The organism is Parabacteroides goldsteinii (assembly GCF_020091425.1).
GTDB classification, from domain to species: domain Bacteria; phylum Bacteroidota; class Bacteroidia; order Bacteroidales; family Tannerellaceae; genus Parabacteroides; species Parabacteroides goldsteinii.
In genome coordinates this window covers 6292336-6317065 of the sequence record NZ_CP081906.1, presented here as the reverse complement: position 1 = coordinate 6317065, position 24730 = coordinate 6292336, and the positions used below count along the sequence as shown (strand labels likewise).

Sequence of the window (24730 nt, the reverse complement as noted above, 5' to 3'; positions counted from 1 at the left end):
TCTTTTTATACAACGTCTGTAACCACAAATATACAAATATTCATCAAAAATCAGCACGGAAGCCAAGAAAATAGCAAGTTTTATCCCACAGGAATTTTCAGAACCTGTCCGGGACGGATATTTGCATTCGGTAATCCGTTCGCCTTTTGTATCAAAGCTGCCGACACACCGGGATACTTTTTCGATATCGTGTAAAGGGAATCTCCCGATTTCACCTGATAAGAGACATAGCCATTACTCTGTTTCTCAACTATTTCCGAAGGAGAAGTCGTTTTAGGTATCGCCTTAGACTTTGCTGTTGAAGCAAAAGCCACCCCGCCATTATCCACATACAAAGTCAGGCGCCGCCCATTAGCCAGACGGTTCGACTTCAGACCGTTCCATTGACGTACTTCTTTCGGAGTCACTCCATACCGGTCGGCTATCGCATAGATATTTTCGCCGGAAGCGACACGATGAGTAATCTTTTCGCGGTTAGAGGACTTTCTACTGTCTTTATCGGACGGATTATAAGCCAGACAATTCTCCAACAAATCTTCTGCACGATGCGTATAGATCGTATCTTCTTTGTCGATGAAAGCATATGTCTGGTTTACCGGCAATTTCAACACAGACGGCTCCGTGTTTCCGGGGATAATATCACGCTTATATTGCGGATTCAAGGCACGGATCTGTTGAATATCCATTTGTAGTATATCCGCCACCTGCTCCAGATGCAGTGCTTTTGTGACAACGACCGTATCGGTAGCCAGCGGCATACTGGTCTGTATCGGACAGATATTATGATCGCAATAATAGTTCATAATATAATTTGCCGCAATGAATAACGGCACATACGAGCGGGTTTCTTTGGGCAGATAAGGGAATATCTCCCAGAAGTCCGTCTTCCCTCCGGAACGGCGGATAGCTTTATTGACATTTCCCGGCCCGCAGTTATAAGAAGCCAGCACCAGATTCCAGTCACCGTAAATAGCATACATATCTTTGAAATAACGACAGGCGGCATGTGTAGCCTTTACCGGGTCACGACGTTCGTCAACAAGACTGTTGATCTCCAGTCCGTAAATCTTTCCGGTCGGAAGCATGAACTGCCATAAGCCGCAGGCACCGACACGTGACAAGGCTACCGGATTCAGGGCACTTTCCACCACAGCCAGATATTTCAATTCGATTGGCAAGTCATGCTCATCCAGAACCTGTTCGATGATTGGAAAATAAAAATCCGCCATACCCAGCATATAACGTACCAGATTACGACGGCGGTCGGCATATAAATCAATGCAATCGCGTACTACCTTATTATAAGGTAAGGAAATAACACGCGGAAGGCTTTCCAGACGTTCCCGGTAGACAGAGTCAGGGAACCATACATTTGCGGCATCGTCATGGCAATATTCATCTTTCTTGGAAAAGTATTGCACATGCCAGGAGTGAAGCAGGCTGTCGACATCCGCATCCAGACTTTCGGGTATCAGACCGACATCAACCGACAGGGAGTCGGCAGAAAGGTCCGAATACTGAGGTTCTTCATTTTCAGTTATTGTTTCCTGTGCACGGGCAACAGTAACGAAACAGCAGAAACAGAGTAATGATAATAAGTATTTCATGTATTAATTAGAATTTTATACTGCAATTCAGGCCATATATTCGTTCACTGACACTGGTCTTAGGCATCACCATCGGTTCCACCCGCATACTCAGGTCAGGAGATATATCAAAGTCGAACAACTGGGCATCCACATAAGCATCGATCATACAGATAGCATAAACGCCGGCTGTGATAATAATACTCAAATCCCTGTAACGACGGAAATAGTCCTTACGGCGCTTGATGTTATCCTGATAAGATGCAGTCGTAATAAATTTTTCCGGATCATATCCGTTCTTCTTCGCAATATCCGTCCATGAACTACTCCATTTAGACGGATCATCCGCATTGTTTTTCACATCATACATCAAATCAAAATAGGCCGTCGAATAATCCTTATAATTCTTGTTATTCCAGGTTATCGCATAGATACAGCCCATAAAACCACCATATACAATAGGTAATTTCCAGTAAGCCTTGTTATATATCTGTCCCAATCCCGGCAAAATAGCTGACAAAATAACCGCCTTTGTCGGATTGGGTTTGAACGGTTTCAGATCTATTTCCTTGCCCTTTACCCGGCTCGCAGAGTCAGCCGACTGAAGTACAGCCTGCACCGTTGAGTCGGGTGGTGCAACAACAACCGTATCGGCGTCGAGTATAACCGCCTTGCCTTGTGCTTTTGTATATAAAGAGATACCCGTAAGCACCACCAGCAAGCACAGTATCCTGCTTATTTTTAATTTCATCCTCACGAATCTACCGTCAACTTATTTCAATTTATCCAACAGACCGATCAGTCTTTCCAGTTCTTCTTCCGAGGTAAAAGGAATCGTGATGCGTCCTTTTCCCTTCTCGTTGCACGCCAATTGTACCTTTGTATTAAAGAATCGGGACAAATGATCCTTCAGCAGGTTAAATTCTTCGGGAAGCATCGGTTTACGTCCGACTGTTTTCTCTTTCTTTTCTGTCGCTACAGCTTCCGCTCCGTTCCGCACGATCTCTTCCACATTACGTACGGAAAGTCCTTCCGCCAATATTTGTTCATACAGGGCCAGCTGCACCTCCGGATCTTCGACCGGCAGCAGGGCACGAGCATGTCCCATATCGATTTTCTTATCTTTCAGGCCCATCTGTATCTCGGCAGGCAACTTCAGCAAGCGCAAATAGTTGGCAATAGTAGCCCGCTTCTTTCCTACCCGTTCGCTGAGTTTTTCCTGAGTCAGACCATAGCTATCTATCAGTTTCTGATAAGCCAATGCTATTTCTATCGAGTTAAGGTCTTCACGCTGTATATTTTCGATCAGCGCCATCTCGACTACATTCTCGTCGGCTGCCGTCTTGATATAGGCAGGAATCTGTTCCAGACCTGCCATCAGAGAGGCACGGTAACGACGTTCACCGGAGATGATCATATACTTCTCGGTTCCGATCTCTTTCAGGGTTATCGGCTGGATAACACCCAGGGAGCGGATAGAAGTAGCCAGTTCCTCCAGTGTTTCTTCCTCAAATATGGAACGGGGTTGATCCGGATTGGGCTGAATCTTGCTCAGTTCTATCTCACTGATAGAAGACGAACCGCCTGTCTTCAGGTCGTCCATCGTGATCAAAGCATCCAATCCACGGCCAAGAGCCGATCTTTTCATTACTGCCATAATTCTACTTATTTGTTTTTGTCTATCAGCTCCTGTGCCAGCTGCATATGATTGAGCGCTCCTTTCGATTCGGCATCGTAAAGCAATACCGGTTTGCCGTAGCTGGAGGCCTCACTCAGCTTCACATTACGCTGAATAACGGTTGTAAAAACGAGATCGCGGAACGGACGTTTCACCTCTTCGTAAATCTGGTTGGCCAGGCGAAGGCGCGAATCGTACATCGTCAGCAAGAATCCCTCGATTTCCAAAGCCGGATTCAGCTTTGACTTAATAATTTTTATCGTATTCAACAGTTTACTGATACCTTCCAATGCAAAATATTCACATTGTACAGGGATTATGACCGAATCGGCTGCCGTAAGGGCATTTACTGTAATCAGTCCCAGAGAAGGAGAACAGTCAATCAGGATAAAATCGTACATATCCTTCAGGGGAACGAGAATCTGTTTCAGGATTTGTTCCCGGTTCTCCATGTTCAGCATTTCAATCTCCGCACCCACCAGGTCGATATGCGACGGGATAATATCCAGTCCTTCCACCTCGGTCGGGATAATGGCACCTTTTGCATCCTCGCTATTTACCAAGCATTCATAGATGGACAACTCGACACTGCGAATATCCACACCCAGTCCGGAGGAGGCATTTGCCTGCGGGTCCGCATCAACAACAAGCACTTTCTTTTCGAGTGCAGCGAGGGATGCAGCCAGATTAATCGTGGTCGTTGTTTTACCAACTCCACCTTTCTGATTTGCTAAAGCGATAATCTTTCCCATACTTCGTCTATTAATTCGGAGGCAAAACTAAACATTAAAAACCTAACGAAATCAGGTTTTAGCAAAACAATGCTCGTTTTGTTGAAAAGTCGCCCTAACTGTTGATAACTTGCAAATATAAACAGAATATTTAATAACTTGTTCCAAATGAGGAATATGCATATACTTTTTTGGAAATGATAACGAAGTTTTAAAAATACAAAGCCTCCCCGATATCAACCGGAGAGGCTTGTTTTGTGTCTGCGTTCCTCCTTCTCAGGAGTACTTGACAGAAGAACTTTATTTTATTACTTAATATTCATCATCCCACTTGTTCACCCGTCGCAGGCTACTGAATGGCTCTCCCGAAGGAGAACCATTACGCGAAATGATTATTTTTGATTATAAATTTCTTATTTAATAATTGCTTTAACAGCGCTTTCGCCTTCAACAGCTACGAATACAATACCTGCAGGAACAGAGATTGTAGCTTCGCTAGAAGTGATTACTGTGTTAGCAATTGTCTGACCAAGAACGTTGCTGATAGCAACAGTCTTACCTTCAGCACCCTTCACTACAACAGCACCAGGAATTACAGATACAGATACTTCTGTAGTCTTAACACCTTCGTTTTCTGTCGGAGTTTCGTCTGTCTGACCGAAGTGGAATACCTGAGACTGGTTGATTACTTCGTTGATAGAAGCTGAGATGTCTTCATGATCACCTGTCGGTGTAATCTGAGCCAATACAGGAATACCGTTAAGAACTTTCACCCAAGCACCAGCGAATGAACCGATAGCAGAACCCTGACCATTAGATTCCATCAGGAAGCCTTCACTTGCATCAGCAGTTTCATCAGCCTGGTCATTGATCTTTCTCAGAGAGAATGCATAGTTCTTATGAGTACCGTCAAGTACATTAGCTACAGAATTAGCACGAAGCAAATCGAAGTCAATTACTTTTGTTCCTGTTTCTGTATTGTTAACGATAGTAGTAACATCTGCCAAAGTCTTACCATTATTCAGGATATAAAGAGTTTCTGCAGTAACATTACCCTTAGCATCAGTTGTTACCTGATGAACACCTTCTACAAATCCTAAACGAGTGTAATTTTCGAATTTGAATTTGTCAGCATCAGTCATTACATTATTGTTAGGCTGAACAGAGTCAGTATAGTTAACCAAGAAACGACCTGCCACGTAACCATTGTAAGCTACATAGTGATTGTCATCAGCAGCTTTTGCTTCAGCTTCAGTTTCCCAATAACCATGAGTTTTGCTGCCACACAGGAATCCGTCAGGAATAGAATCTACGTCTACAGCAAACAAGTACTGAGGCATGAATTTATTAGAAGACAGAACTTTGTCAACATACATAGCAGCAGCGTCAGCTGAAACACCCTTACTTTCAATACCTAAGAACTGAACGTCTGCGATCGGTTGAGAAGCGCTTACGTTTTTGCTGTCATTTCCGTCTTCGAACAGATATTCGTTTGCATTACCGCTCTTTCTGTAGATCTTCACTACATTGTTCATCGGCATGTCATAATCAGCAGTCATATCGATATACTGCGGACGGATCTTGTGCTGGAAGTAGAATGCAGAAGCACGATCTTCAGGATTGTCGTTCAAGCTAGAGAAACGTAATGTACCCAAACCATCTACAACATTAGCCTTGTTCCAACCATTAGATTCTTCTAATGTACCATTTGTATTTTGAATGTCTACCAATACATAGCAAGTATCAGTTACAGCATTATTAGCATCAGAACGTACCTGATCAGCTTTCAGATAGAAGTAAGCCCACTTAGCTTTTACACCATCGATATCAGCTTTCTTAACTGCTTCGTAGTAGTAATTGTTATCCTGTGCATTTTTAACCAATGCAAGATACTTCTTATCGTTGTCTAATAAATTAGCATCTTTCAGTTTCAAAACATAAGCTGTTCTTTCCAAATCCTGATAACCAGCCAACGAATAACCAAAATTGTTCACAATAGCACCTTTATTATTAGGCAATGTTGCTTCAGCGATTTCATAGATTGTAGGATCTGTTGCTTCTTCAGCTTTAGAGATCTTACCTACTTCACTCTGCAAATACAGGTTATCGTTATTGAAATGGTAATACTTGATAGTATAGTTGTTTTCAATACCATTGCTCAGTTCATCAACAGTGAACTTCTTGTATCCGTGATAAGCAGTCTTAGCGATCGGAGAAGTTACAGCAGTGAAGATGATAGAATCCTGAACACCCAGATTCTGGTTATTGAACATACCCTTGTTATCATTTCCACCTACATAAGTACGGTCGATAAAGCGGTAGATTGTTTCACCAGCAGCAGTAGTTCCCATATTATACAACTGACCTTCAAATACCTGATCAGCATATTCACGGTTGTGAATCTTCACACGACGTGCTACGCTTGAAGCATCGTTGCAATCCAACTGTTCAACAACCCACTGTGTAGCAGGCATCAAAGAGAAGTCCTGATCCATTGCCTGGTTGTCATACATCATGTTACCTTCCATGTTTTCAACGATATACATACCGTTAGCACGTTCTACAGAAGATTTAGTTGTATACAAATTAATGAAATACAAACCATTAGCAACTGTACCGCGAGTCAGATATTCGAACGGACGTACAATAGATGTTTTTACCTTAAATTCATCACGGTTGTCTCTGGCAACTGTCAGTACCGGATTAGTTTGACCCGGGATTGTAGCAGCTGTTAAAGAAACTGTATTAGAACCTGTAGTAGCGTATGTTTTAGTATTAGTAAACGTATTTGCTACAGTATAATCGTTTTCGAAATATTGTGTACAAGCTTTTGAAGCCTTCCAATCTGTATGAGCATTGAATTCAGCATCTTCCTGTACAGCAGCATTCAACGGTTCGATCAGCAAGCTGTCGTTTGTCGGGAAATAAGTCGCTTTGAAGTAGTAGCGAGCTTTCATATAATCACCATCTGTTGAAACCGGAGTTTTTACGGCAAACTGAACAGAAGGAGAAACTGAAGGAGCATATTTTTCTTCCTGATAACGAGCTGTATCAGCCAACAGATATTTGTTACCGATCTTGAAGTTCAGGTTGAATTTATTTGCAGCAACTTCTGCCAAACCTAAAGTCAATGCATCTTCTTCTGCAACAAATGATCCTGTAAAAGGAGCAGTACCTTCCAATGTATTCGGGTTGAACAGGAATTCGAAGTTAGTTGCATGGAAATCAGCATCCATACGAGCATTCAAATCGTCAGCAGTCATGATGATCGGATTAGCAACCACCGGCTTAAGATTTACTGCAATAGTAGGAATGTTACCTACTGACGGACCAGCTACATTTGAATCGTAAACAGCAGAAGTCAACAGTACACCTGTTTTATTCATACCGTCAGTAGCCAAATCACCTGTTACTGTAGCATCATCAGCAACTACCAAACACATCACCTGATTGTTTGCCTGATTGTGAAGATAAGAGAATACAGGAGAATAATCAAAAGGATTTACATTGCTGTTTACTGTGTACCATGACCAGTTGTCAGTACAACCATTCATTTCTACAGCAGCTGTTGCTTTAGCATTTGGAGCTGTACCAACTTTTGCAGCACGTTCGTGATCGAATGTCAATGCGAAACCAGTTTCTTTGTTTACATAAGTAAACTTACCACCACTTACACCATCTTCCTTGTCATAGTTGATTGTCCACAAAGAAGCATTCAGAGGAGCTTCGCTGGATTTAACTGCTTTCAGATAAATCTTACCTGTTTCATAGTTTCTTTCCTGAATCAATACATAAGGATCTGTACCATCATCCTGGATATTGGTTCCGGCAGTTACCTGTAATTGATAAAGAAGATTGTCTTGGATATGGTAAACATCCTGTGACCAAGCAGCCCCGTTGAATGTTGCACCACCAGTCAAAGCAGATAGACCAGCTTTACCTGTAGATGTTTTGGATACGGAAGTTGTAGCAAATGTGCGATAAGCATCTTGTACAGTCTGTGCATTTGCTGAGAACAACGTTCCTAAAGCCAAGCATCCTACCAGAGTAGAAAACTTTTTGTTCATAATTCTAAAATTTAATATTAATACTAAAGTGTAATAAGTTCTTATTCAATACGATCACCCTCAAAAGGTCCTCTTAACCTATGACTAAAATAATCGATCGTTTTAGCTAGTCATTTCTGTCCCCTCTTTTTAGTCCATTATTCATCTATTTCATCAGATAAAACACTTCTTATATATTAAGATGTACGCACGTACATTAATATTGCATTTACATAGAGTTGATTTTCAAGTCATACGCACATTCTAAACAGATACCGATCTTCGCTTTCCATGAGATCTAAAACTATTTTACCCACAAATTTATCCATACAGACGGAGTCATCCTCACAAGCCCACCGGATTACCAACTGTAAGTCAATCAATTAACAGATGAATCCACCATCCTATTCCGGCGTCACCAACACTTTTTCATACTATTTTTATACAAACAGACTCACTCGAACAGGCTAGTAAAAGGTAAAAAACAACATACGGAAAATTAAATATTAAACACCCTGAAATTAAGAGTAAAATATAGCACCTTTAAATATGTAAAGCTAGCCTTACGTATTTGTAGTATATAACTTACTTTTTTGTAATGATAGCATTACTTTTTAGAAAAGTATATATTACAGAAATCAAAGTAAGCAGAAAAACACTTAGAATTACCATACTTACTCCTTAGATATACGGACGTGACGGATTAGTTCCCGATAAGTAAAAAATAATAGCCGAACCGTCATTCCGCTTGCTTTATCACTTTACAACAGTGACGCCCAACAGAACTGCCGGCGTCACCCCATAAACGCGTGATAACCAACAGACAAAAGCCACAAACACAGTCGATGACTCCCTTTTAAATAAAACAAATATAAACTCCAGAAACTCAAATTGTACTGACCGGAAGTAACTCTCTCCGAACGTTAAGAAAAAATTAAAAGCATCCTCCGTCAAAAGATTATCGTTACATTTGTAGTGATATTTAAAAGAAGTTGCGATGAATGATAGACCGTTGATACTGATTACAAATGATGATGGCGTAAATGCCAAAGGTATTAAAGAGTTAACTGAATGCCTGAGAGACCTGGGCGATTTAGTCGTATTTGCTCCCGACGGCCCACGTTCGGGCATGAGCAGTGCAATTACTTCTGAAAATCCAATCAGATATAATCTGGTGAAGAGAGAACACGGACTTACAATCTACGAATGTACAGGGACGCCGGTGGACTGTGTAAAACTGGCTATCAATGAAGTGCTTGAACGTAAGCCGGACCTGCTCGTTTCGGGTATCAACCATGGTGGCAATATGGCGATAGCCGTTCTTTATTCCGGTACGATGGGAGCTGCTGCCGAAGGATGCGTATTCGGAGTTCCTTCGTTGGGAGTTTCGTTGCTCGACCATCATCCGGATGCCGACTTTACAGAATGTTGCCGCCTGGGACGTATGGTGGCACGCCGTGTACTGAAAGAGGGATTACCTACCGGAACCTATCTGAATCTGAATGTACCGAAAGTGGATACAGTCAAAGGCATGAAGATTTGCCGTCAGGCTGCCGGAAAATGGGTGAAGGAATACAAACGCTCGGAGAATGGAACCGGCAAACCGGTATTCTGGCTGACAGGTTCTTTCGAGAATGCTAAACCGATTCATCCGGACAACGATATGCTGGCACTCGACAGCGGATATGCTTCGCTGGTGCCCTGCAAACTGGATGTGACGGATTACGAATGGATGGAGAAATACAAAAACTGGGAAGGATGAAATATTTTCTGATCGCAGGCGAAGCTTCGGGCGACCTACATGCGTCGAACCTGATGGCGGCATTAAAAGAAAAAGACCCGGAGGCGGATTTCCGTTTCTTCGGGGGAGATTTGATGCAGGCTGTAGGCGGCACATTGGTAAAGCATTACAAAGAGATGGCTTTTATGGGTTTTATCCCCGTATTGCTCAACCTGCGAACAATCCTGAATAATATGAAAACCTGTCAGGAAGATATCCGGAAATATCAGCCGGACGTGGTGATACTGATCGATTATCCGGGATTCAACCTGAAAATAGCCAAATTCGTAAAGACAGTGCTGCATCTGCCTGTTTACTATTATATTTCTCCCAAGATATGGGCCTGGAAACAGTACCGTATCAAAGACTTCCGCCGTTATGTAGACCGGATGTTCTGCATCCTGCCTTTTGAAACCGAGTTTTTCCGCAAGCTGGATTACTCGGTCGATTATGTAGGAAATCCATCTGTCGATTCGGTTGCCCAATATAAAGAAAAGCAAGCCAACCGCCCCGATACGTTTATGGCCGATGAAGGACTGCCGGATAAACCCATCCTGGCCCTCCTTGCAGGAAGCCGTCGGCAGGAAATCAAAGATAACCTTCCGACCATGCTGGAGGTGGCAGCCGCCTATCCCGACTATCAGCCGGTTATAGCCGGAGCTCCCGGACTGGAACCGGAATATTACAAACAATATATAGGAAACCATCCTGCCAAAATCATCTTCGGCAAGACATACGACCTGCTGCAACACAGCCGGGCCGCCCTGGTCACCTCGGGTACGGCAACGCTTGAAACGTCACTATTCCGCGTACCGCAGGTAGTCTGTTATTACGTCGTGGCCGGACCGTTGGCCAGTTTTATCTTCCGCAATTTCTTCCATACCAAATATATCTCGCTGGTGAATCTGATTGCCGGACGCGAAGTCGTACAGGAATTGTTCGGCGCCCGCTTCTCTTATCAGCAGATACACGATGAGCTGGGCAAAATACTTCACGATACAGCTTACCGTCAACAGATGCTCGACGGTTACGACGAGATCATTCAGATGCTCGGAAAACCCGGTGCTTCACAACGTACAGCCGAACTTATTTACCAATCACTGAAGCATTAACATCTTTTATCATTTTCTTTTGCAGCATTTTCCGTTATTCTTCCATCTAACCTTTTAGAATGGGAAAATAAACAATTGTGATATGAATGTGATGAGGACGTTGAAAACTTTTATACTGGTTCTGGGAACCATTCTGGCGACCTTTACCATGTATTCTTGTTTAGATGATGACAGCAATTCTTCTAATAAATACAGTTTTGGAATAGCTACGATCAAACCATTAGGGAATGACGCCTATTACCTGCAATGGGATGATTCAACGACTTTCTGGCCGGCATCCGGCGTTACTCCTTATTTCGGGGTAGATAAAGAAAGACGTGCTTTTATAAACTTTACATTATTGGGAGATTCGACCAGCCACATGGCAGAAGGATATGATTATGCAGTCCGTGTAAACAGAATCGACAGTGTATTGACTAAATCGATCGTTGGCGATCTGGGCGAGAAAAATGATGAATATTACGGCAATGATCCGTTATGGATGAAGTCCGTATGGATTGAGGATGGTTATATTAACTTCCAGTTCGAATCTTATTTCGACGGATCGACCAAACATTTTCTCAATCTGGTGAAGATGAACAATACGGATACATATGAACTGGAGTTCCGTCATAATGCATACAACAACTTGTCGGGTGGACAAGGATGGGGCCTGGCCTCATTCAGACTGAATAGTCTGCCGCCTACAAACGGTGATACAGTGACGATGAAGGTGAAGTATAAATCGTATGAAGGTGATGATACGATTGAACTTAAATACAAATCAGGTACCCCTGCCGGTAAAGCGCCGATGTTGGGAGCCGAGAATTTTCAAGTGACAAATTAAACCTTCCCACATAACTTTTATTTTTATCATTTAGTTCAGGGAGAGAGGCATCGTGATGATGCCTTTCTTTTTTTTGTCTAATTTTGTGACAGAGATGCAACGGTCGGACGTTTTCTCTCGTTTATATAAACAAATGAACGAAACAACAGTACAACTAATAAAGGGTTGCCGGGAAGGAAAACGGAGTGCGCAACTGGGCTTGTACAAACAATTCGCACAGCGATTGTACATAGCTTGCCTGCGCATTGTCGGCAACAGCGGTGAAGCGGAAGAAGCCATGCAGGATTCGTTCCTGAAAATCTTCACGCACATCGACCAATATAAAGATGGACAATGTTTCGAAGCCTGGATACACCGGATAGCAGTCCATACGGCCATCGATTATGTGCGCCGGCAAACACCGGAATGGGAGGAGCTATCCGACAACTATGCCGATCCGGAGCCGGACGGACCGAACGAAGAGGAGATAGCCTATTCGGTAAAACAGGTGAAAGAGGCAACCGGTAAATTGCCCGCCGGTTACCGCGTAATCCTCTCGCTCTACCTCTTCGAGGGATATGATATGGAAGAGATTGCCTCTATCCTGAACATTCAGCCGCCAAGCGTACGCAGCCAATATCTGCGGGCAAAGCGCAAATTGTTAGACATTATAGCAGCAAATTGACATGGACAAATTAAAGAATTTCATAGACACCAATAGAGAAGCATTTGAAGATGACCTTATGCCGGAAGGTCACTTCGAACGCTTCGAAAAGAAACTGCCGCCTGCCCGCAGGAAACATTTCAAACTATATAGTTTGTCTGCTTTCGCTGCCGCAGCCGCCATTGCACTGATACTCCTGCTCCGCATGCCGGGTGGGACGCCTGCTCCTGTAAATCAAAAAGCTGCCATACAGCAACAGTGCAGCCAGCAAAAGGAATTTGGCGAACTTCAGATGTATTACAAGATGCAGATCAACGATATCATGGCGCAAATGGAATCGTTGTATAAAAAGGAAAAAACTCCGGGAGCCGCCGGCCTGTTACAGGAAAGCAAAAGGATTCTGAAAGATAACTATATGTTTGAAGAAACAATCCTCCCGACACTGCCTTGCTCGAACGACGGCCTGTTCGCAATGAACCAGCATTATAGTGCGAGTGTCGAAAGCCTGAACATCATGCTGAAACAGATGGAAATAGTTACAAACGATAATGATGACAAATAAAATATATATATATATCATGAATACAAAACAATTAAAAAGCCGTTCCTTATTACTTTTGGCAGTGTTACTCATCGCTAGTACCGCTATCAGTTGGGGTGCAAAACCGGAAAGTATTAAGAAGAAAGAAATCAGTAAATCTTTTGACGTCAGCCTGAGTGACCTATTGATGACGGACAATCGTTACGGCAATACGACCATCACGCACTGGAACAAGAATGAAGTGGCAATCCGCGTTGAGATAGAGGCAAAAGCCGAAAGTGCGGATGCTGCACAGGCTTGCATCGACCGTGTGAACATCGAACTAAAGAAAAGCGGGAATACGGTTTCCGCCATCACTTCGCTGAAACAGCAAAACTGGGGTAATAACAATTCCAATATCCGGTTTACGATCAATTATTTTATCAGCATGCCTTCGAAACTGTCAATCAACCTGTCGCAGAAATACGGGAACATCAATCTGCCGGACAAGAATGAAGGCAAAAGCACGATACAGGTGAAGTACGGCAACCTGAATGCCGGCAGTTTCACCCAGCCTCTCAACCTGGAAGCTAAATACGGGAATGTGGATATTAATAATGTAACGAAGGCGAATCTGGACCTGGGATACTGCGGAAACGTCTCGGTCGGCGATGCAGAACAAATGAATGCCGACAATAAGTATTCGAATATGAATATTAAGAAATGCGGCCAGATCAATCTGGAAAACAAGTATGGTAATATAAAAATCGAAAGTCTTGACAAAGGCTATATGGAGATCAAATACAGCGAAGCGATGATCGGTTCGGTAAAAGATGAATTGAATGTGGATGAACTGGCTTACAGCACATTGACAATAAAAGAATTGTCTGCCAACTTCAAACAGGTGAATGTAGATGCACGCTATGGCAATCTGAATATCAGCGTTCCGGCAAAAGCCTCTTTCAAAATCGCTGCCGAAAACATGAAATATGCCAACCGTCATGTCAGTGGTTTCAACATCACAAACTCTTCGACAGAGGATAAAGTGAACCATTACTATGAAATCAACGGCGGAAACAAGGGACGCATCAATTTCGACGGAAATAATTACAGCAATATTAATGTGAAGGCGTTAAAATAGAAAAAGAATATACTATTTGTTATAGTGACGGGAGTAACTAATTCCCCTCTTGAGAGGGGAAACAGTTACAACTTGTCAATATAAACAATTCAAGCCTGATAATATCAAAATCGCAATGCCAATACTTTATCCAGTGCCGAATAAAATATCAGCGAACCGGCGATAGCCGCAATTGTCATAATAAACGGCAGTTTATCCTTTATCCCTTCCAGCATATGATCAACGCTTCCTGCGGGTTGTTGGCCTAAAAGCATCAATACGCCGGCAAATACGACGAGATATGCAATAATGATGCCAACAATCATAAAAGGGGGCATTCCGGAACTCATCCGGGCCTTTTTCACTTCCGGTACTTTCAACGGTTCTTCCTGCATGATAAGCTCCATGATCCGCAGGCTTAAATCCGGAGATGGCTTAACCATTCCTTCTTTCAGAAGTTTGCCGGTCAAGCGGTTTATATCTTTATCTGATGTACTCATAACACATTCGCTGTTTCATTCTTCATCATTAACTGTAATGTCTCGTAGAAATGCTTACGTCCCCGAAACAATTTTACTTTAATATTGGAAGGCGTCAGATCCGTGATCTGACCGATGTCCGCAATGGAACACTCTTCCAGGTAAAAGAGATTAAGTACCAGGCTCTCGTCGGCTGGTAACTTTTTCAATACACGTGCAATTATTTCTTTCCGGTCTTCCCGCTCCAGGATAGCCGTTGCGCTATCTACTTCACTGGTTGTAAGATCGGTTGCAATAGCATCATCATAACTGTCGAATACGGATTGCTTCCGCTGGGCGGTAATGGCCGTATTATAGACAATTTTATAGAACCAGGTAGAAAACTTACTGCCAAACTGGAAAGACGGAAGTGCACGATACATCTTGACAAAAGCATCCTGCACGACTTCTTCTGCCTCCTCGCGATTCTCCAGTATGCGGAAGGCAATCGTAAATGCCATCTGCTGGTACTTCGCGACGAAGCAGGAGAAACTTTTGGTGTCCCCTGCCAGAATGCTTTTTATCCATTTTTGTTCGTCCATCAATCCGGTTTATTGTTCTTTCTCTTTTTCCAACATCTTGAGAACAATGAAGAAATAGGCCAGATAAGCTATACCGCCACCTAAAACTGTAAAGATAACAACAGAAAAACCAGCCCAGTCATGCGGCATCGTATCATCCAGATATATACCACCAATAGCACCCAAAGCCAACCCGATCATCAGCAAACCGTTGCGCAGGGCATTGAATTTATTCACCTTCCTTTCCGGCTCTTCCAATACAATACCTTTCTCGATCATAGCCATACGCTCTTCATGTTTTGTCCGGGTAGTTCTTACTACAAGTACAATAAGCAACACTACGGGCAAGCCTACCGCACAAACAATTGCAACCAGGGGAATCAACCAATCTTCCATAATTTCAATATTTAATTTGTTTCTAATTTGTTTCGTTTACAGATAAGACTAACGTTCTGGAAAGAAGGTTACAGGAATGACAAACTATTTTCAAAAAAAATACCCGAAAACCGGATGCACCTCCGATTTCGGGTATTTATCAATAAGTTATCCGTAAACTACGGAAAGATTAATCCAATATTTTAATCTTAATGTTACGATACCAAACGTCGTCACCATGATCCTGCAAACCGATGAAACCTTCTTTGTTAGGTCCACCACAATTCATAAGCAGTTCATAAGCCAACGGCCATTTGTCTTTGCTGAATTTACTCTTGTCCAACATTTCTTTCCACTGCTGTGTCCACAAGTGATATTCAACAACCGGTTCGTCATTCTGATAGTGAACAACCGTACCTTTGTAACACATGATCTTAGACTTGTTCCATTCGCCGAACGGTTTAGAATTCTGCGGTTTAGCCGGGATCATATCATACAGGGAAGCAGACATACGATTGCCATCTTTACCCAATTTAGCATCCGGATGATTTGCGTTGTCAAGAATCTGGTATTCAGGAGCAGAAATATAAGAAGGTTGTCCTTCCACTTCCTGGATCATGATAAATACACCTGAGTTAGAACCCTTAGCTACCTTCCATTCCCATTCCAGTTCAAAGTTCTTGAACTTATGAGCAAATACCAGGTCACCACCGTCTTTAGCACCAGCTTCACCGGCACCAGAACCTTTCATATAAATAGCACCGTCATTCACACTCCATCTTGCAGGAGCATCTGCACGGCCATATCCTCTCCAGCCATTCAGTGTTTTACCATCAAACATAGTAATCCAACCATCGGCATCTTTCGGGAATTTAGACAGGTCGACTGTCGGTAAATCCAATAATTTGTATTCAGGCACAGCTGCTTCTGTTTTTGCTTCGGCTGTTGCATCGGCAGCAGCTTCATCTGTTTTCTTTCCACCGCCACAAGATGTAAAATAGCACATCATCAGCGCGGCACTGACAAATAATACTGACTTCTTCATTTTTATGTAGTTTAAAACTGTTATCTAGGCATATCAGGCAATTTCCAACCATCGCGATAGTTGTGCTTGATCAGTTCTGCTGCAAACTGTTTTGCATTAACAGGATCTGTCCAGTCTTTTGCAAACGAAGGATGACCATCTTTGATAGTGAAACCGTCTTTGATACAAGTCTTTATCATTTCGTTATCACCGATGTTCGTAAATTGCATGTTATTGCCATCCCATTTCAATGTTCTGTTCAAACTCTGTAAACGAACTGCTAATACACCCATCACGATCATTTCGTTGAACGGACCGGCTTCCGAGAAATTCGATTTTGTTTGTACACGGCTGGATGCATTTTCTTTGCAAGCACGTACCCAATCCATTTCATGTCCTTTTACACGACGACATACTTTAGGAGCATTTGGAACACGACCTGACAACAAGAACGGCTGCTGTCCGTAACAACCGCAAATCAATGTATCTTTCGTTCCATGGAAAATAGTCAGACCGCCACCAGGTCCCATCAATTCTTTTCCTTCCGGGAAACCTTCCGGACGATTCGGCATCATACCACCGTCATACCAATGAATTTCAACTTCCGGCATGGCCAGTTTCGGCATATTTTCACGAGCCGGGAAAATAAACTTCACATGCTGTGCATTAGGAGCGCAATCACGAAGCAACAAAGTAGAGGAAGCTTCAACGCTTGTCGGGTAACCCAATTTCAATGCCTTAAACGGAGTGTGCATGATATGGCAAGCCATATCGCCTAAAGCACCTGTACCATAAGCCCACCATCCGCGCCAGTTCCAAGGATGATAAATTTTGTTGAAAGGTTTCAATTCGGCAGGACCGGTAAATAAATCCCAGTTCAATGTAGAAGGCACCTTATCTGCTTTATCCGGAGTATTCAAACCTTGCGGCCAAATAGGACGGTCTGTCGCACATTCAACTTTTGTGATATCACCGATTTCGCCATTCCAGATCCATTCGCAAACCAAATCCGTATCTTCAGAAGAAGAACCTTGGTTACCCATCTGAGTTGCAACATTTGTAGAAGCAGCCAGTTTAGTCAACAAACGAGATTCGTACACAGAGTGTGTCAACGGTTTCTGACAATAAACATGTTTGCCCAATGTCATCGCATCTCCCGTAATCATAGCATGTGTATGGTCGGCTGTAGCGATAATAACGGCATCAATAGATTTACCCATCTCATCGTACATCTTGCGATAGTCCCAATATTTTTTAGCATTCGGATGTTCGTCGAATACGCCTTTCGCATATTTCCAATCCACGTCGCAAAGAGCAACGATGTTTTCACTTCCTTTTACAGCATTAATATTGGCATGTCCCATACCGCCGATACCGACAGCAGCAATATTCAATTTATCTGTTGGAGCCACATACCCATGACTTTTTCCTAAAACGGAACCCGGAACAATGGTCAAAGCAGCAGCAGCGGCTGCGCCTCTTTGAAGAAATGATCTTCTAGTGATGTTTGACATAGTAATAATTTTTTATAGATTAGCACTTAATAATAATATTCTGATTCAATTGTCACATCTTAAAAACACAAACTGACGCAAATATAGCCAATGCGAAAATAACAACAAGCCGTCCTTCCCGCTTTCTTTTTCAAAATAGTTTTTTTTAACAGTGCTTATAGACAATGTCTATTTTTTCATAAATATTATCTATAGAACTAGGTGTTTGAAAAGTCGTTCTTTCTTTTATATTTGTCTAGCACAAAACATATTCACCGGATTTCTGTTATATAAATGAAGAGCTGAACATGAAAAAGAAACCAATACTTGTTCGAATTTACCAATTTTACCTGGAAGGATTTCGTGAAATGAAGCTGGGTAAAACGCTATGGCTGATTATATTGGTCAAGCTCTTCATCATGTTTTTTATATTAAAACTGTTTTTCTTTCCTAATTACCTGGGACAGTTTGACAGCGATTCCGAGAAACAGGAACACGTATCGGGTGAATTGATCAATCGAGCAATTACTCCTTAATTAATATAATTATGATCGAAAGCATTGACACTTCTTTGATTGACTGGTCGAGGGCGCAGTTCGCTCTGACGGCCATGTATCACTGGCTTTTTGTACCCCTGACTTTAGGGCTTGGTGTGATCCAGGCAATACTGGAAACCATTTATTACAAAACAGGTGACGAATTCTGGAAAAAGACAGCTCAGTTCTGGATGAAGCTGTTTGGTATTAACTTCGCGATCGGTGTTGCCACCGGTCTGATTCTCGAATTTGAGTTCGGGACGAACTGGTCGAACTACAGCTGGTTCGTCGGTGATATTTTCGGAGCGCCGCTGGCCATCGAAGGTATCCTTGCTTTCTTTATGGAAGCGACATTCATCGCGGTTATGTTCTTCGGGTGGGACAAGGTGAGCGAACGTTTCCACCTGGCTTCTACCTGGCTGACCATTATCGGAGCCACCTTATCCGCCCTGTGGATTCTGATCGCCAATGCCTGGATGCAGCATCCGGCAGGTATGCAATTCAATCCGGACACGGTACGCAACGAAATGTTCGATTTCTGGGCTGTCGCTTTGTCGCCTGTCGCCATCAATAAATTCTTCCACACCGTATTATCCGGCTGGATCGTAGGTGCGTTATTTGTAATAGGCATCAGTAGCTGGTATCTGTTGAAGAAACGGGAAACGCGTTTTGCCCTGGAAAGTATCAAGATCAGCGCCATTTTCGGACTGGTTGCTTCTTTACTGATCCTTTGGACCGGTGACGGTTCCGCCTATCAGGTTGCTCAGAAACAGCCGATGAAGCTGGCTGCCATGGAAGGCCTTTACGAAGGAGGAAACGGTGTCGGACTGGTGGGCATCGGGATGCTGAATCCGGAAAAGACCAGTTATAAAGATAATGTAGAGCCGTTCATCTTTAATATACAAATACCCAAAATGCTGTCTTTGCTGGCAGAACGCAAGATAGACGGATATGTGCCGGGTATCAATAATCTGATCGAAGGAGGATATGAAACCAAAGACGGCACACCGGCCCTTTCCGCTACCGAAAAGATCGCCAAAGGGCAACTGGCTATCCAATCACTCGCCAAATACCGCGAAGCCAAGAAAGAGAAAGACGAAGCGGCCGCCAAACAATACCGGGCGACACTTGAAGAAAACTTTCCTTATTTCGGTTACGGTTACATCAAAGATCCGGGCGACCTGGTTCCTCATGTAGGAATGACGTTCTATTCCTTCCGCATCATGGTGATTTTGGGAGGTTACTTCATCCTGCTCTTTATCATTGCGATCATCTGGAGTAAAAAAGACAAGTTCAAAGACACCCGCTGGCTTCAGAAAGTATGCCTGTGGTCGATTCCGCTGGGATACATTGCCGGACAGGCCGGATGGATCGTTGCCGAGGTGGGACGCCAACCCTGGGCCATACAGGATATTCTTCCGACAAGCGCATCTATCTCCAAACTGGCTACATCGTCTGTACAGACCACTTTCTTCCTGTTTCTGATCCTGTTTACCATCTTACTGATTGCCGAAGTGGGAATTATGGTGAAGGCTATCAAGAAAGGACCGGCCGTATCTACTAACAATGAAAACTAAAAATATACACCATGGATAGTACATATATATTATTACAACATTACTGGTGGTTCCTCGTATCCCTGCTGGGAGCACTGTTAGTATTCCTGCTTTTTGTACAGGGAGGTCAGTCATTGCTCTTTTCGATCGGGAAGACGGAGCTGGAACAAAAGATGTTATTAAACTCAACCGGACGTAAATGGGAGTTTACCTTCACAACGCTGGTTACTTTCGGTGGTGCCTTCTTTGCCTCTTTCCCCTTATTCTACTCGACCAGTTTCGGCGGTGCTTATTGGGTATGGATGCTCATTCTGCTTTGCTTCGTGATACAGGCCGTATCCTACGAATACCAAGCTAAAAAAGGAAACTTACTGGGCAAAAAGACTTACCAGGTATTCCTGATCATCAACGGCGTGCTGGGCCCGATCCTGCTGGGAACTGCCGTAGGGACTTTCTTCAACGGAGCCGAATTTTCAGTGAATAAAGGACAAATGACAGATATTGCCATGCCGGTTATCTCGACCTGGAATAACTCTCTGCACGGGCTGGAAGCAGCATTTGTATTCTGGAACGTTTGTCTCGGGCTGGCCGTATTCTTCCTGGCACGTGTGCAGGCATTGCTCTATTTCATCAACAATATTGACAATAAGGATATAGTGAGCCGCTGCCGGAAACGCTTGATACCGGAAACAGCTTTGTTCCTGGTGTTCTTCCTGCTGTTCCTCGTACGTTTGATGCTGGTAGACGGTTTTGCCGTGAACCCGGAAACGCAGGAGGTGTTCATGCAGCCTTATAAATATTTCATCAACCTGATCGAGATGCCGGCTGTACTGGCAGTTCTGCTGGTGGGCGTAGTGCTTGTCTTGTTCGGTATTATTAAAACAATCCTGTCGCAAACGTGGCGGAAAGGAATCTGGTTTGCCGGGACAGGGACCGTCCTCACCGTACTGGCGTTATTGCTCTGTGCCGGTTGGAACAACACGGCTTATTATCCGTCGTTGACCGATCTGCAAAGTTCGCTGACTCTTCAGAATAGTTCATCAAGTCCGTTCACGCTGAAAGTGATGAGTTACGTATCCATTCTCGTTCCGTTCGTGCTGGCTTATATATTCTATGCATGGAGGGCACTCGATCTTCATAAGATCGACGCAGAAGAGATGGAACAGAAAGACGGGCACACTTACTAAAGAACACGGCGTCCGTACGGGCGGTTCGCAAACCGCCCTTTGCAAGAAACATACCCCATAAAACAAAGGAAACGGCGAAGCTCACGCTTGGCCGTTTCTACATTTAACCGTTTTAAACAAAAAGAAAAAGTTAGTTAAGGCTTAGAATAAAATATCTTAAGTCTTTTTTACTTACTATAGAATGCTTCCTTTAGGACAGCAAACAAATATATGTAATCCGAAGCATCTTCGGAACAATCCGACCGCATTTTTTGTTATTTTTCACAGAACACAGATGCTTTTGTATTATCTTTGCAAACAATTATCCAAGGGATTCCTTTATGGCAGATTTCAATTTAAACATTTTGGGATGCGGTTCGGCCTTACCTACAACACGGCATCTGGCAACCTCTCAGGTAGTAGATTTACGGGACAAATTATATATGATAGACTGTGGCGAAGGCACACAGGTGCAGATGCGCCATATGCGTATCAAATTCAGTCGGTTGAATCATATTTTCATATCCCACCTGCATGGTGACCATTGTTTTGGTCTGCCCGGCTTGATCTCCACACTCGGTATGCTGGGACGCACCGGCGAACTGGTGATACATGCACCCAAAGAGATCGAAAACTATATGCGTCCGGTATTGGATACATTCTGCAAAGGCATGCCTTACGAAGTCCGTTTCAATCCTGTGGATACACGTAGTCATTCGCTGATTATGGAGGATCGCTCGCTTTCCGTCTACTCCATTCCCCTGAAACATCGTATCCCGACCTGCGGCTTTTTGTTTGCCGAGAAGCCTAAAGAAGCCCATATCATCCGCGAGATGACCGACTTCTATCAGGTCCCCGTCAGATGCATGAAGGATATCAAGCTGGGAGAGGATTATGTCACGCCGGAAGGAGAAGTGATTCCCAATTCACGACTAACACGCCCGGCAGCTCCCCCCAAACGGTATGCGTATTGCTCGGATACGGCCTACAATCCTTCCGTCATCCCGATCATTGAAGGGGTAGACCTTCTTTATCATGAGGCGACCTTTGCCGAATGCGACAAGGCACGCGCCAAAGAAACATTCCATTCTACAGCACGGCAAGCGGCAGACATCGCTCTGAAAGCCGGTGTCAAACGCCTCGTTATCGGCCATTATTCTGCCCGTTACGAGGACTTGGCAACATTGCATCGTGAAGCGGAAGAAGTATATCCCGGCACCATTCTCGGAGCCGAAGGGATGGTTTTGCCTATATAATATCGTGGTTTTCTTAAATAATAACTGCCAAATATCCAGCATATTCAAAATTATTCATACATTTGTACGAATTTAGGGTTTCGAATATGAGAATATTATTTTCCATAATCCTGTTGATCAGCGCTTACGTTGGTTCCCCGTTTATTGCAAGTGCGCAGCAAACGGTTCAGGCAACGCATGCCATAAAGCAAGCAGAACCCGATTCTATCGAAATCAGCGCCTACGACAACAAGGTGGTTGTGAAGAATGCTCCCATCGGAAGCAAGCTGGAAATATACAGTGTAGTAGGCATCCGTGTCAAGGAAATCGAGCTGAAACAACCGGATGGCGAATACACCGTTAACATCGCCAAAGGTTACTATATCGTCCGCATCGGCGAAACTGTCCGCAAAGTAGCCATCCGCTAAATACATCTCCGTTGTTTTTGGATATCTTTTTATTTATATCCATCACATCTCATTCTAATTTCCCCAAAGTTTTTTACACAGTGGGGAAAAGTCCCCACCATAATGGGGAAAAATCCCCACTGCAATGGGCTTATTTCCCCACCCTGATGGAACTTTTATTTCATCCGCACAAGCTATAAGTTCTTCCCGAATAAAACAAACCTCCGTCTTCCCGAAAAGAAAAGAGGACCTGCCACCAAGACAAGCCCTCTTCTTCTGTAATTATATATGTATAGGTTAAAAAGCGTAGGAAAGACCGATAGACGGCATCAAGGCATATACGTTGTAATGTCCGCCGAATGTACGGGGTTTCTTTAAAAGGTCCAGGTCGGTATAAGAACCGTCGCGCCCGAAACCTGTTACATAAGAGAATGCAAAATCAACGGATAAAGACTGTAACGGACGGAAACTCAAACCGGCAGTGATACCCAGTTTGTTCATACTCGGAGTTTCGGGATTCAGATAATTATCTTCTACCGGAGTTTCGTCGAAATATGCACCTAAACGAAGGTCCAGACGGTTTGTTGCTGCAAACTGAGTTCCCAGACGATAGATACGTGAGTTTTTATATTTCTTCGGGGCATCGATATCATAATCGCTCAATTCGGATGCCGGATAGAAGTTCACAACTAAAGAGTTGTAAGCACCCCAGCCTACAAACTGAACTTCACCGGAAACAATCCAGCGGTCATTGGGTTTGTAAGTCAGGCCGACATTCCAGTTATCCGGCAGAGGCAGTTCAGCAGAGAAAGTAGCCTGGTCCAGTGGAGGAATATTGATTCCGCCCTCAGGAATACCGGGAATAGTGATGCCACTTGCCTGGAGCTGACCAACCAAGCCATTTACCTGTTCCAACAATCCTTTAATTCCTAATTCATTAGCATAGCTCAAACGGACATCACCTTCTTTCACACGGGCTTTCACCTTTGAACGGTAAGATAAACCGACCGTGAATTTATCGTTAATATCATACATCGCACCCACATTGAACCCGAAACGGATACCTGCATCTCCTTTCAAAGAAGCAGAAGCTGCGGATACTTCGTCATATTTAGCCATTTCTGTGACCAACTGGTCAACAACCGGTCTCAATTCCGGCTTTGCTTCAAGTATCGGACCAAGTTGCCCCATCATGCTCTCAGCCAAACCTGTCATGGCACGCGGAGCAATCAAGGCACGATTCAGTTCAATATTACCGAATTCCATCATCAGGCCTGCGCCGATACTCAGGTTATCCATAATCTTCCAGGAAACAGTTGGCTGAATATTGAATGCCTTCAAAGAGATATCCTGCACCAGGTGAGCACCTTTCCAGTCGCGTCCCCAGTTAATCGCACTACCATAAGGAGTGTTTACACTGATACCGGCTGCCAGGAAGTCATAAATCTTGAAACCGGCATATACATATAAAGGAGTACTTGCCTTATTATCCGTTTTTTGTACATAACCATCATCTCCCGTAAACTTACCATTGGCAAACACCCCGGTAATACCGGCCGACAAATCCACGTTCTTATCCATAAACACCAGACCAGCCGGATTAAAATGCATGCTTTCTGCACCCAACTTCATGGCTACACCTACGTGTCCCATACCTGCCTGCTTGGTACTCTGAGCGTTAACCTGGTAACCCTCTGCCGCTGCATACGACATCGGAAGCATGGAAAGACATGCTAAAGCGATAACTTTCTTCATAAAATATTCATTAATTAATACCTCTCTTATAACATCCTCTCAGATGCAAACGCCGGCAAAGATAAAGACTTTTCTTTAATATTGCACACTTTTAACAAGAAT

Annotated in this window: 22 protein-coding genes; 11 read left to right on the top strand and 11 right to left on the bottom strand. The window is 43.5% G+C overall.

The annotated features are described in order from the left end of the window. Positions 1 to 80 precede the first annotated feature (80 nt). The 5 genes from K6V26_RS25970 to K6V26_RS25950 all read right to left on the bottom strand — a co-directional run bounded on the left by K6V26_RS25970 (position 81) and on the right by K6V26_RS25950 (position 8062). Complete coding sequence (locus tag K6V26_RS25970; RefSeq protein ID WP_224264230.1) at positions 81 to 1607, bottom strand: lytic transglycosylase domain-containing protein; 1527 nt, start codon at positions 1605 to 1607, stop codon at positions 81 to 83. Positions 1608 to 1614: 7 nt separating this feature from the next. Then, positions 1615 to 2337 (bottom strand): DUF5683 domain-containing protein, encoded by a 723-nt coding sequence (locus K6V26_RS25965; RefSeq protein WP_224264229.1) that lies wholly within the window; start codon positions 2335 to 2337, stop codon positions 1615 to 1617. A 21-nt stretch (positions 2338 to 2358) separates the two neighbouring features. Then, positions 2359 to 3243, bottom strand: a complete 885-nt coding sequence (locus tag K6V26_RS25960; RefSeq protein WP_195586775.1) for a ParB/RepB/Spo0J family partition protein — start codon at positions 3241 to 3243, stop codon at positions 2359 to 2361. An 8-nt stretch (positions 3244 to 3251) separates the two neighbouring features. Then, positions 3252 to 4016 carry a ParA family protein gene (locus tag K6V26_RS25955; RefSeq protein WP_009859843.1) on the bottom strand — a complete coding sequence of 255 codons (765 nt, stop codon included), beginning with the start codon at positions 4014 to 4016 and terminating at the stop codon, positions 3252 to 3254. A gap of 392 nt (positions 4017 to 4408) precedes the next feature. Then, positions 4409 to 8062, bottom strand: coding sequence for a DUF6383 domain-containing protein (locus K6V26_RS25950; RefSeq protein WP_224264228.1), 3654 nt, complete (start codon positions 8060 to 8062; stop codon positions 4409 to 4411). Positions 8063 to 9038: 976 nt separating this feature from the next. Here K6V26_RS25950 and surE point away from each other — a divergent pair. The 6 genes from surE to K6V26_RS25920 all read left to right on the top strand — a co-directional run bounded on the left by surE (position 9039) and on the right by K6V26_RS25920 (position 14063). Continuing rightward, complete coding sequence (surE, locus tag K6V26_RS25945) at positions 9039 to 9803, top strand: 5'/3'-nucleotidase SurE (protein ID WP_009859845.1); 765 nt, start codon at positions 9039 to 9041, stop codon at positions 9801 to 9803. Continuing rightward, the gene (gene lpxB, locus K6V26_RS25940; protein WP_224264227.1) at positions 9800 to 10933 is read left to right on the top strand and encodes a lipid-A-disaccharide synthase; all 1134 of its coding nucleotides are present in this window, start codon (positions 9800 to 9802) and stop codon (positions 10931 to 10933) included. The genes surE and lpxB overlap by 4 nt, the downstream gene beginning before the upstream one ends. A gap of 82 nt (positions 10934 to 11015) precedes the next feature. Beyond that, positions 11016 to 11759: a NigD1/NigD2 family lipoprotein gene (locus K6V26_RS25935; protein ID WP_009859847.1), complete on the top strand. Its 744-nt coding sequence runs from the start codon at positions 11016 to 11018 to the stop codon at positions 11757 to 11759. 94 nt (positions 11760 to 11853) lie between these two features. After that, the gene (locus K6V26_RS25930) at positions 11854 to 12423 is read left to right on the top strand and encodes an RNA polymerase sigma factor (RefSeq protein ID WP_370449600.1); all 570 of its coding nucleotides are present in this window, start codon (positions 11854 to 11856) and stop codon (positions 12421 to 12423) included. A gap of 1 nt (position 12424) precedes the next feature. Further along, the gene (locus K6V26_RS25925; protein WP_195438997.1) at positions 12425 to 12964 is read left to right on the top strand and encodes a hypothetical protein; all 540 of its coding nucleotides are present in this window, start codon (positions 12425 to 12427) and stop codon (positions 12962 to 12964) included. Positions 12965 to 12980: 16 nt separating this feature from the next. Continuing rightward, positions 12981 to 14063, top strand: coding sequence for a hypothetical protein (locus K6V26_RS25920; protein WP_224264226.1), 1083 nt, complete (start codon positions 12981 to 12983; stop codon positions 14061 to 14063). 104 nt (positions 14064 to 14167) lie between these two features. Here the strand turns inward: K6V26_RS25920 and K6V26_RS25915 are convergent, their stop codons facing one another. The 5 genes from K6V26_RS25915 to K6V26_RS25895 all read right to left on the bottom strand — a co-directional run bounded on the left by K6V26_RS25915 (position 14168) and on the right by K6V26_RS25895 (position 17994). Further along, complete coding sequence (locus K6V26_RS25915) at positions 14168 to 14542, bottom strand: hypothetical protein (protein WP_009859851.1); 375 nt, start codon at positions 14540 to 14542, stop codon at positions 14168 to 14170. Beyond that, entirely contained in the window at positions 14539 to 15102 is a 564-nt protein-coding gene (locus tag K6V26_RS25910) for an RNA polymerase sigma factor (protein ID WP_009859852.1), read from the bottom strand. The genes K6V26_RS25915 and K6V26_RS25910 overlap by 4 nt, the downstream gene beginning before the upstream one ends. A gap of 9 nt (positions 15103 to 15111) precedes the next feature. After that, complete coding sequence (locus K6V26_RS25905; protein WP_048318179.1) at positions 15112 to 15477, bottom strand: DUF6249 domain-containing protein; 366 nt, start codon at positions 15475 to 15477, stop codon at positions 15112 to 15114. A gap of 169 nt (positions 15478 to 15646) precedes the next feature. Then, a complete protein-coding gene (locus K6V26_RS25900) occupies positions 15647 to 16501 on the bottom strand; it encodes a 3-keto-disaccharide hydrolase (protein ID WP_048318178.1) in 855 nt (284 codons plus the stop codon). 20 nt (positions 16502 to 16521) lie between these two features. Next, a complete protein-coding gene (locus K6V26_RS25895; RefSeq protein WP_009859855.1) occupies positions 16522 to 17994 on the bottom strand; it encodes a Gfo/Idh/MocA family protein in 1473 nt (490 codons plus the stop codon). A gap of 287 nt (positions 17995 to 18281) precedes the next feature. Between K6V26_RS25895 and K6V26_RS25890 the strand changes: the two genes are divergently transcribed. The 5 genes from K6V26_RS25890 (at position 18282) to K6V26_RS25870 (ending at position 22894) form a co-directional block, all read left to right on the top strand. After that, complete coding sequence (locus tag K6V26_RS25890) at positions 18282 to 18509, top strand: DUF4492 domain-containing protein (protein WP_009859856.1); 228 nt, start codon at positions 18282 to 18284, stop codon at positions 18507 to 18509. A gap of 11 nt (positions 18510 to 18520) precedes the next feature. Continuing rightward, a complete protein-coding gene (locus K6V26_RS25885; protein ID WP_224264225.1) occupies positions 18521 to 20086 on the top strand; it encodes a cytochrome ubiquinol oxidase subunit I in 1566 nt (521 codons plus the stop codon). An 11-nt stretch (positions 20087 to 20097) separates the two neighbouring features. After that, a complete protein-coding gene (locus tag K6V26_RS25880; protein WP_009859858.1) occupies positions 20098 to 21252 on the top strand; it encodes a cytochrome d ubiquinol oxidase subunit II in 1155 nt (384 codons plus the stop codon). 320 nt (positions 21253 to 21572) lie between these two features. Further along, positions 21573 to 22487: a ribonuclease Z gene (locus K6V26_RS25875; protein WP_010800761.1), complete on the top strand. Its 915-nt coding sequence runs from the start codon at positions 21573 to 21575 to the stop codon at positions 22485 to 22487. An 86-nt stretch (positions 22488 to 22573) separates the two neighbouring features. Continuing rightward, positions 22574 to 22894 (top strand): T9SS type A sorting domain-containing protein, encoded by a 321-nt coding sequence (locus tag K6V26_RS25870; protein ID WP_009859860.1) that lies wholly within the window; start codon positions 22574 to 22576, stop codon positions 22892 to 22894. A gap of 276 nt (positions 22895 to 23170) precedes the next feature. Here the strand turns inward: K6V26_RS25870 and K6V26_RS25865 are convergent, their stop codons facing one another. Continuing rightward, positions 23171 to 24628 carry an OmpP1/FadL family transporter gene (locus K6V26_RS25865; protein WP_010800762.1) on the bottom strand — a complete coding sequence of 486 codons (1458 nt, stop codon included), beginning with the start codon at positions 24626 to 24628 and terminating at the stop codon, positions 23171 to 23173. Positions 24629 to 24730 lie beyond the last annotated feature (102 nt).

Coding starts and splice junctions, on each gene's coding strand:
- K6V26_RS25890 (WP_009859856.1), top strand. CDS start 18,282: ATGAAAAAGAAACCAATACTTGTTCGAATTTACCAATTTTACCTGGAA.
- K6V26_RS25865 (WP_010800762.1), bottom strand. CDS start 24,628: ATGAAGAAAGTTATCGCTTTAGCATGTCTTTCCATGCTTCCGATGTCG.
- K6V26_RS25880 (WP_009859858.1), top strand. CDS start 20,098: ATGGATAGTACATATATATTATTACAACATTACTGGTGGTTCCTCGTA.
- K6V26_RS25895 (WP_009859855.1), bottom strand. CDS start 17,994: ATGTCAAACATCACTAGAAGATCATTTCTTCAAAGAGGCGCAGCCGCT.
- lpxB (WP_224264227.1), top strand. CDS start 9,800: ATGAAATATTTTCTGATCGCAGGCGAAGCTTCGGGCGACCTACATGCG.
- surE (WP_009859845.1), top strand. CDS start 9,039: ATGAATGATAGACCGTTGATACTGATTACAAATGATGATGGCGTAAAT.
- K6V26_RS25935 (WP_009859847.1), top strand. CDS start 11,016: ATGAATGTGATGAGGACGTTGAAAACTTTTATACTGGTTCTGGGAACC.
- K6V26_RS25960 (WP_195586775.1), bottom strand. CDS start 3,243: ATGGCAGTAATGAAAAGATCGGCTCTTGGCCGTGGATTGGATGCTTTG.
- K6V26_RS25930 (WP_370449600.1), top strand. CDS start 11,854: ATGCAACGGTCGGACGTTTTCTCTCGTTTATATAAACAAATGAACGAA.
- K6V26_RS25900 (WP_048318178.1), bottom strand. CDS start 16,501: ATGAAGAAGTCAGTATTATTTGTCAGTGCCGCGCTGATGATGTGCTAT.
- K6V26_RS25885 (WP_224264225.1), top strand. CDS start 18,521: ATGATCGAAAGCATTGACACTTCTTTGATTGACTGGTCGAGGGCGCAG.
- K6V26_RS25910 (WP_009859852.1), bottom strand. CDS start 15,102: ATGGACGAACAAAAATGGATAAAAAGCATTCTGGCAGGGGACACCAAA.
- K6V26_RS25905 (WP_048318179.1), bottom strand. CDS start 15,477: ATGGAAGATTGGTTGATTCCCCTGGTTGCAATTGTTTGTGCGGTAGGC.
- K6V26_RS25950 (WP_224264228.1), bottom strand. CDS start 8,062: ATGAACAAAAAGTTTTCTACTCTGGTAGGATGCTTGGCTTTAGGAACG.
- K6V26_RS25870 (WP_009859860.1), top strand. CDS start 22,574: ATGAGAATATTATTTTCCATAATCCTGTTGATCAGCGCTTACGTTGGT.
- K6V26_RS25965 (WP_224264229.1), bottom strand. CDS start 2,337: ATGAAATTAAAAATAAGCAGGATACTGTGCTTGCTGGTGGTGCTTACG.
- K6V26_RS25875 (WP_010800761.1), top strand. CDS start 21,573: ATGGCAGATTTCAATTTAAACATTTTGGGATGCGGTTCGGCCTTACCT.
- K6V26_RS25925 (WP_195438997.1), top strand. CDS start 12,425: ATGGACAAATTAAAGAATTTCATAGACACCAATAGAGAAGCATTTGAA.
- K6V26_RS25955 (WP_009859843.1), bottom strand. CDS start 4,016: ATGGGAAAGATTATCGCTTTAGCAAATCAGAAAGGTGGAGTTGGTAAA.
- K6V26_RS25915 (WP_009859851.1), bottom strand. CDS start 14,542: ATGAGTACATCAGATAAAGATATAAACCGCTTGACCGGCAAACTTCTG.
- K6V26_RS25970 (WP_224264230.1), bottom strand. CDS start 1,607: ATGAAATACTTATTATCATTACTCTGTTTCTGCTGTTTCGTTACTGTT.
- K6V26_RS25920 (WP_224264226.1), top strand. CDS start 12,981: ATGAATACAAAACAATTAAAAAGCCGTTCCTTATTACTTTTGGCAGTG.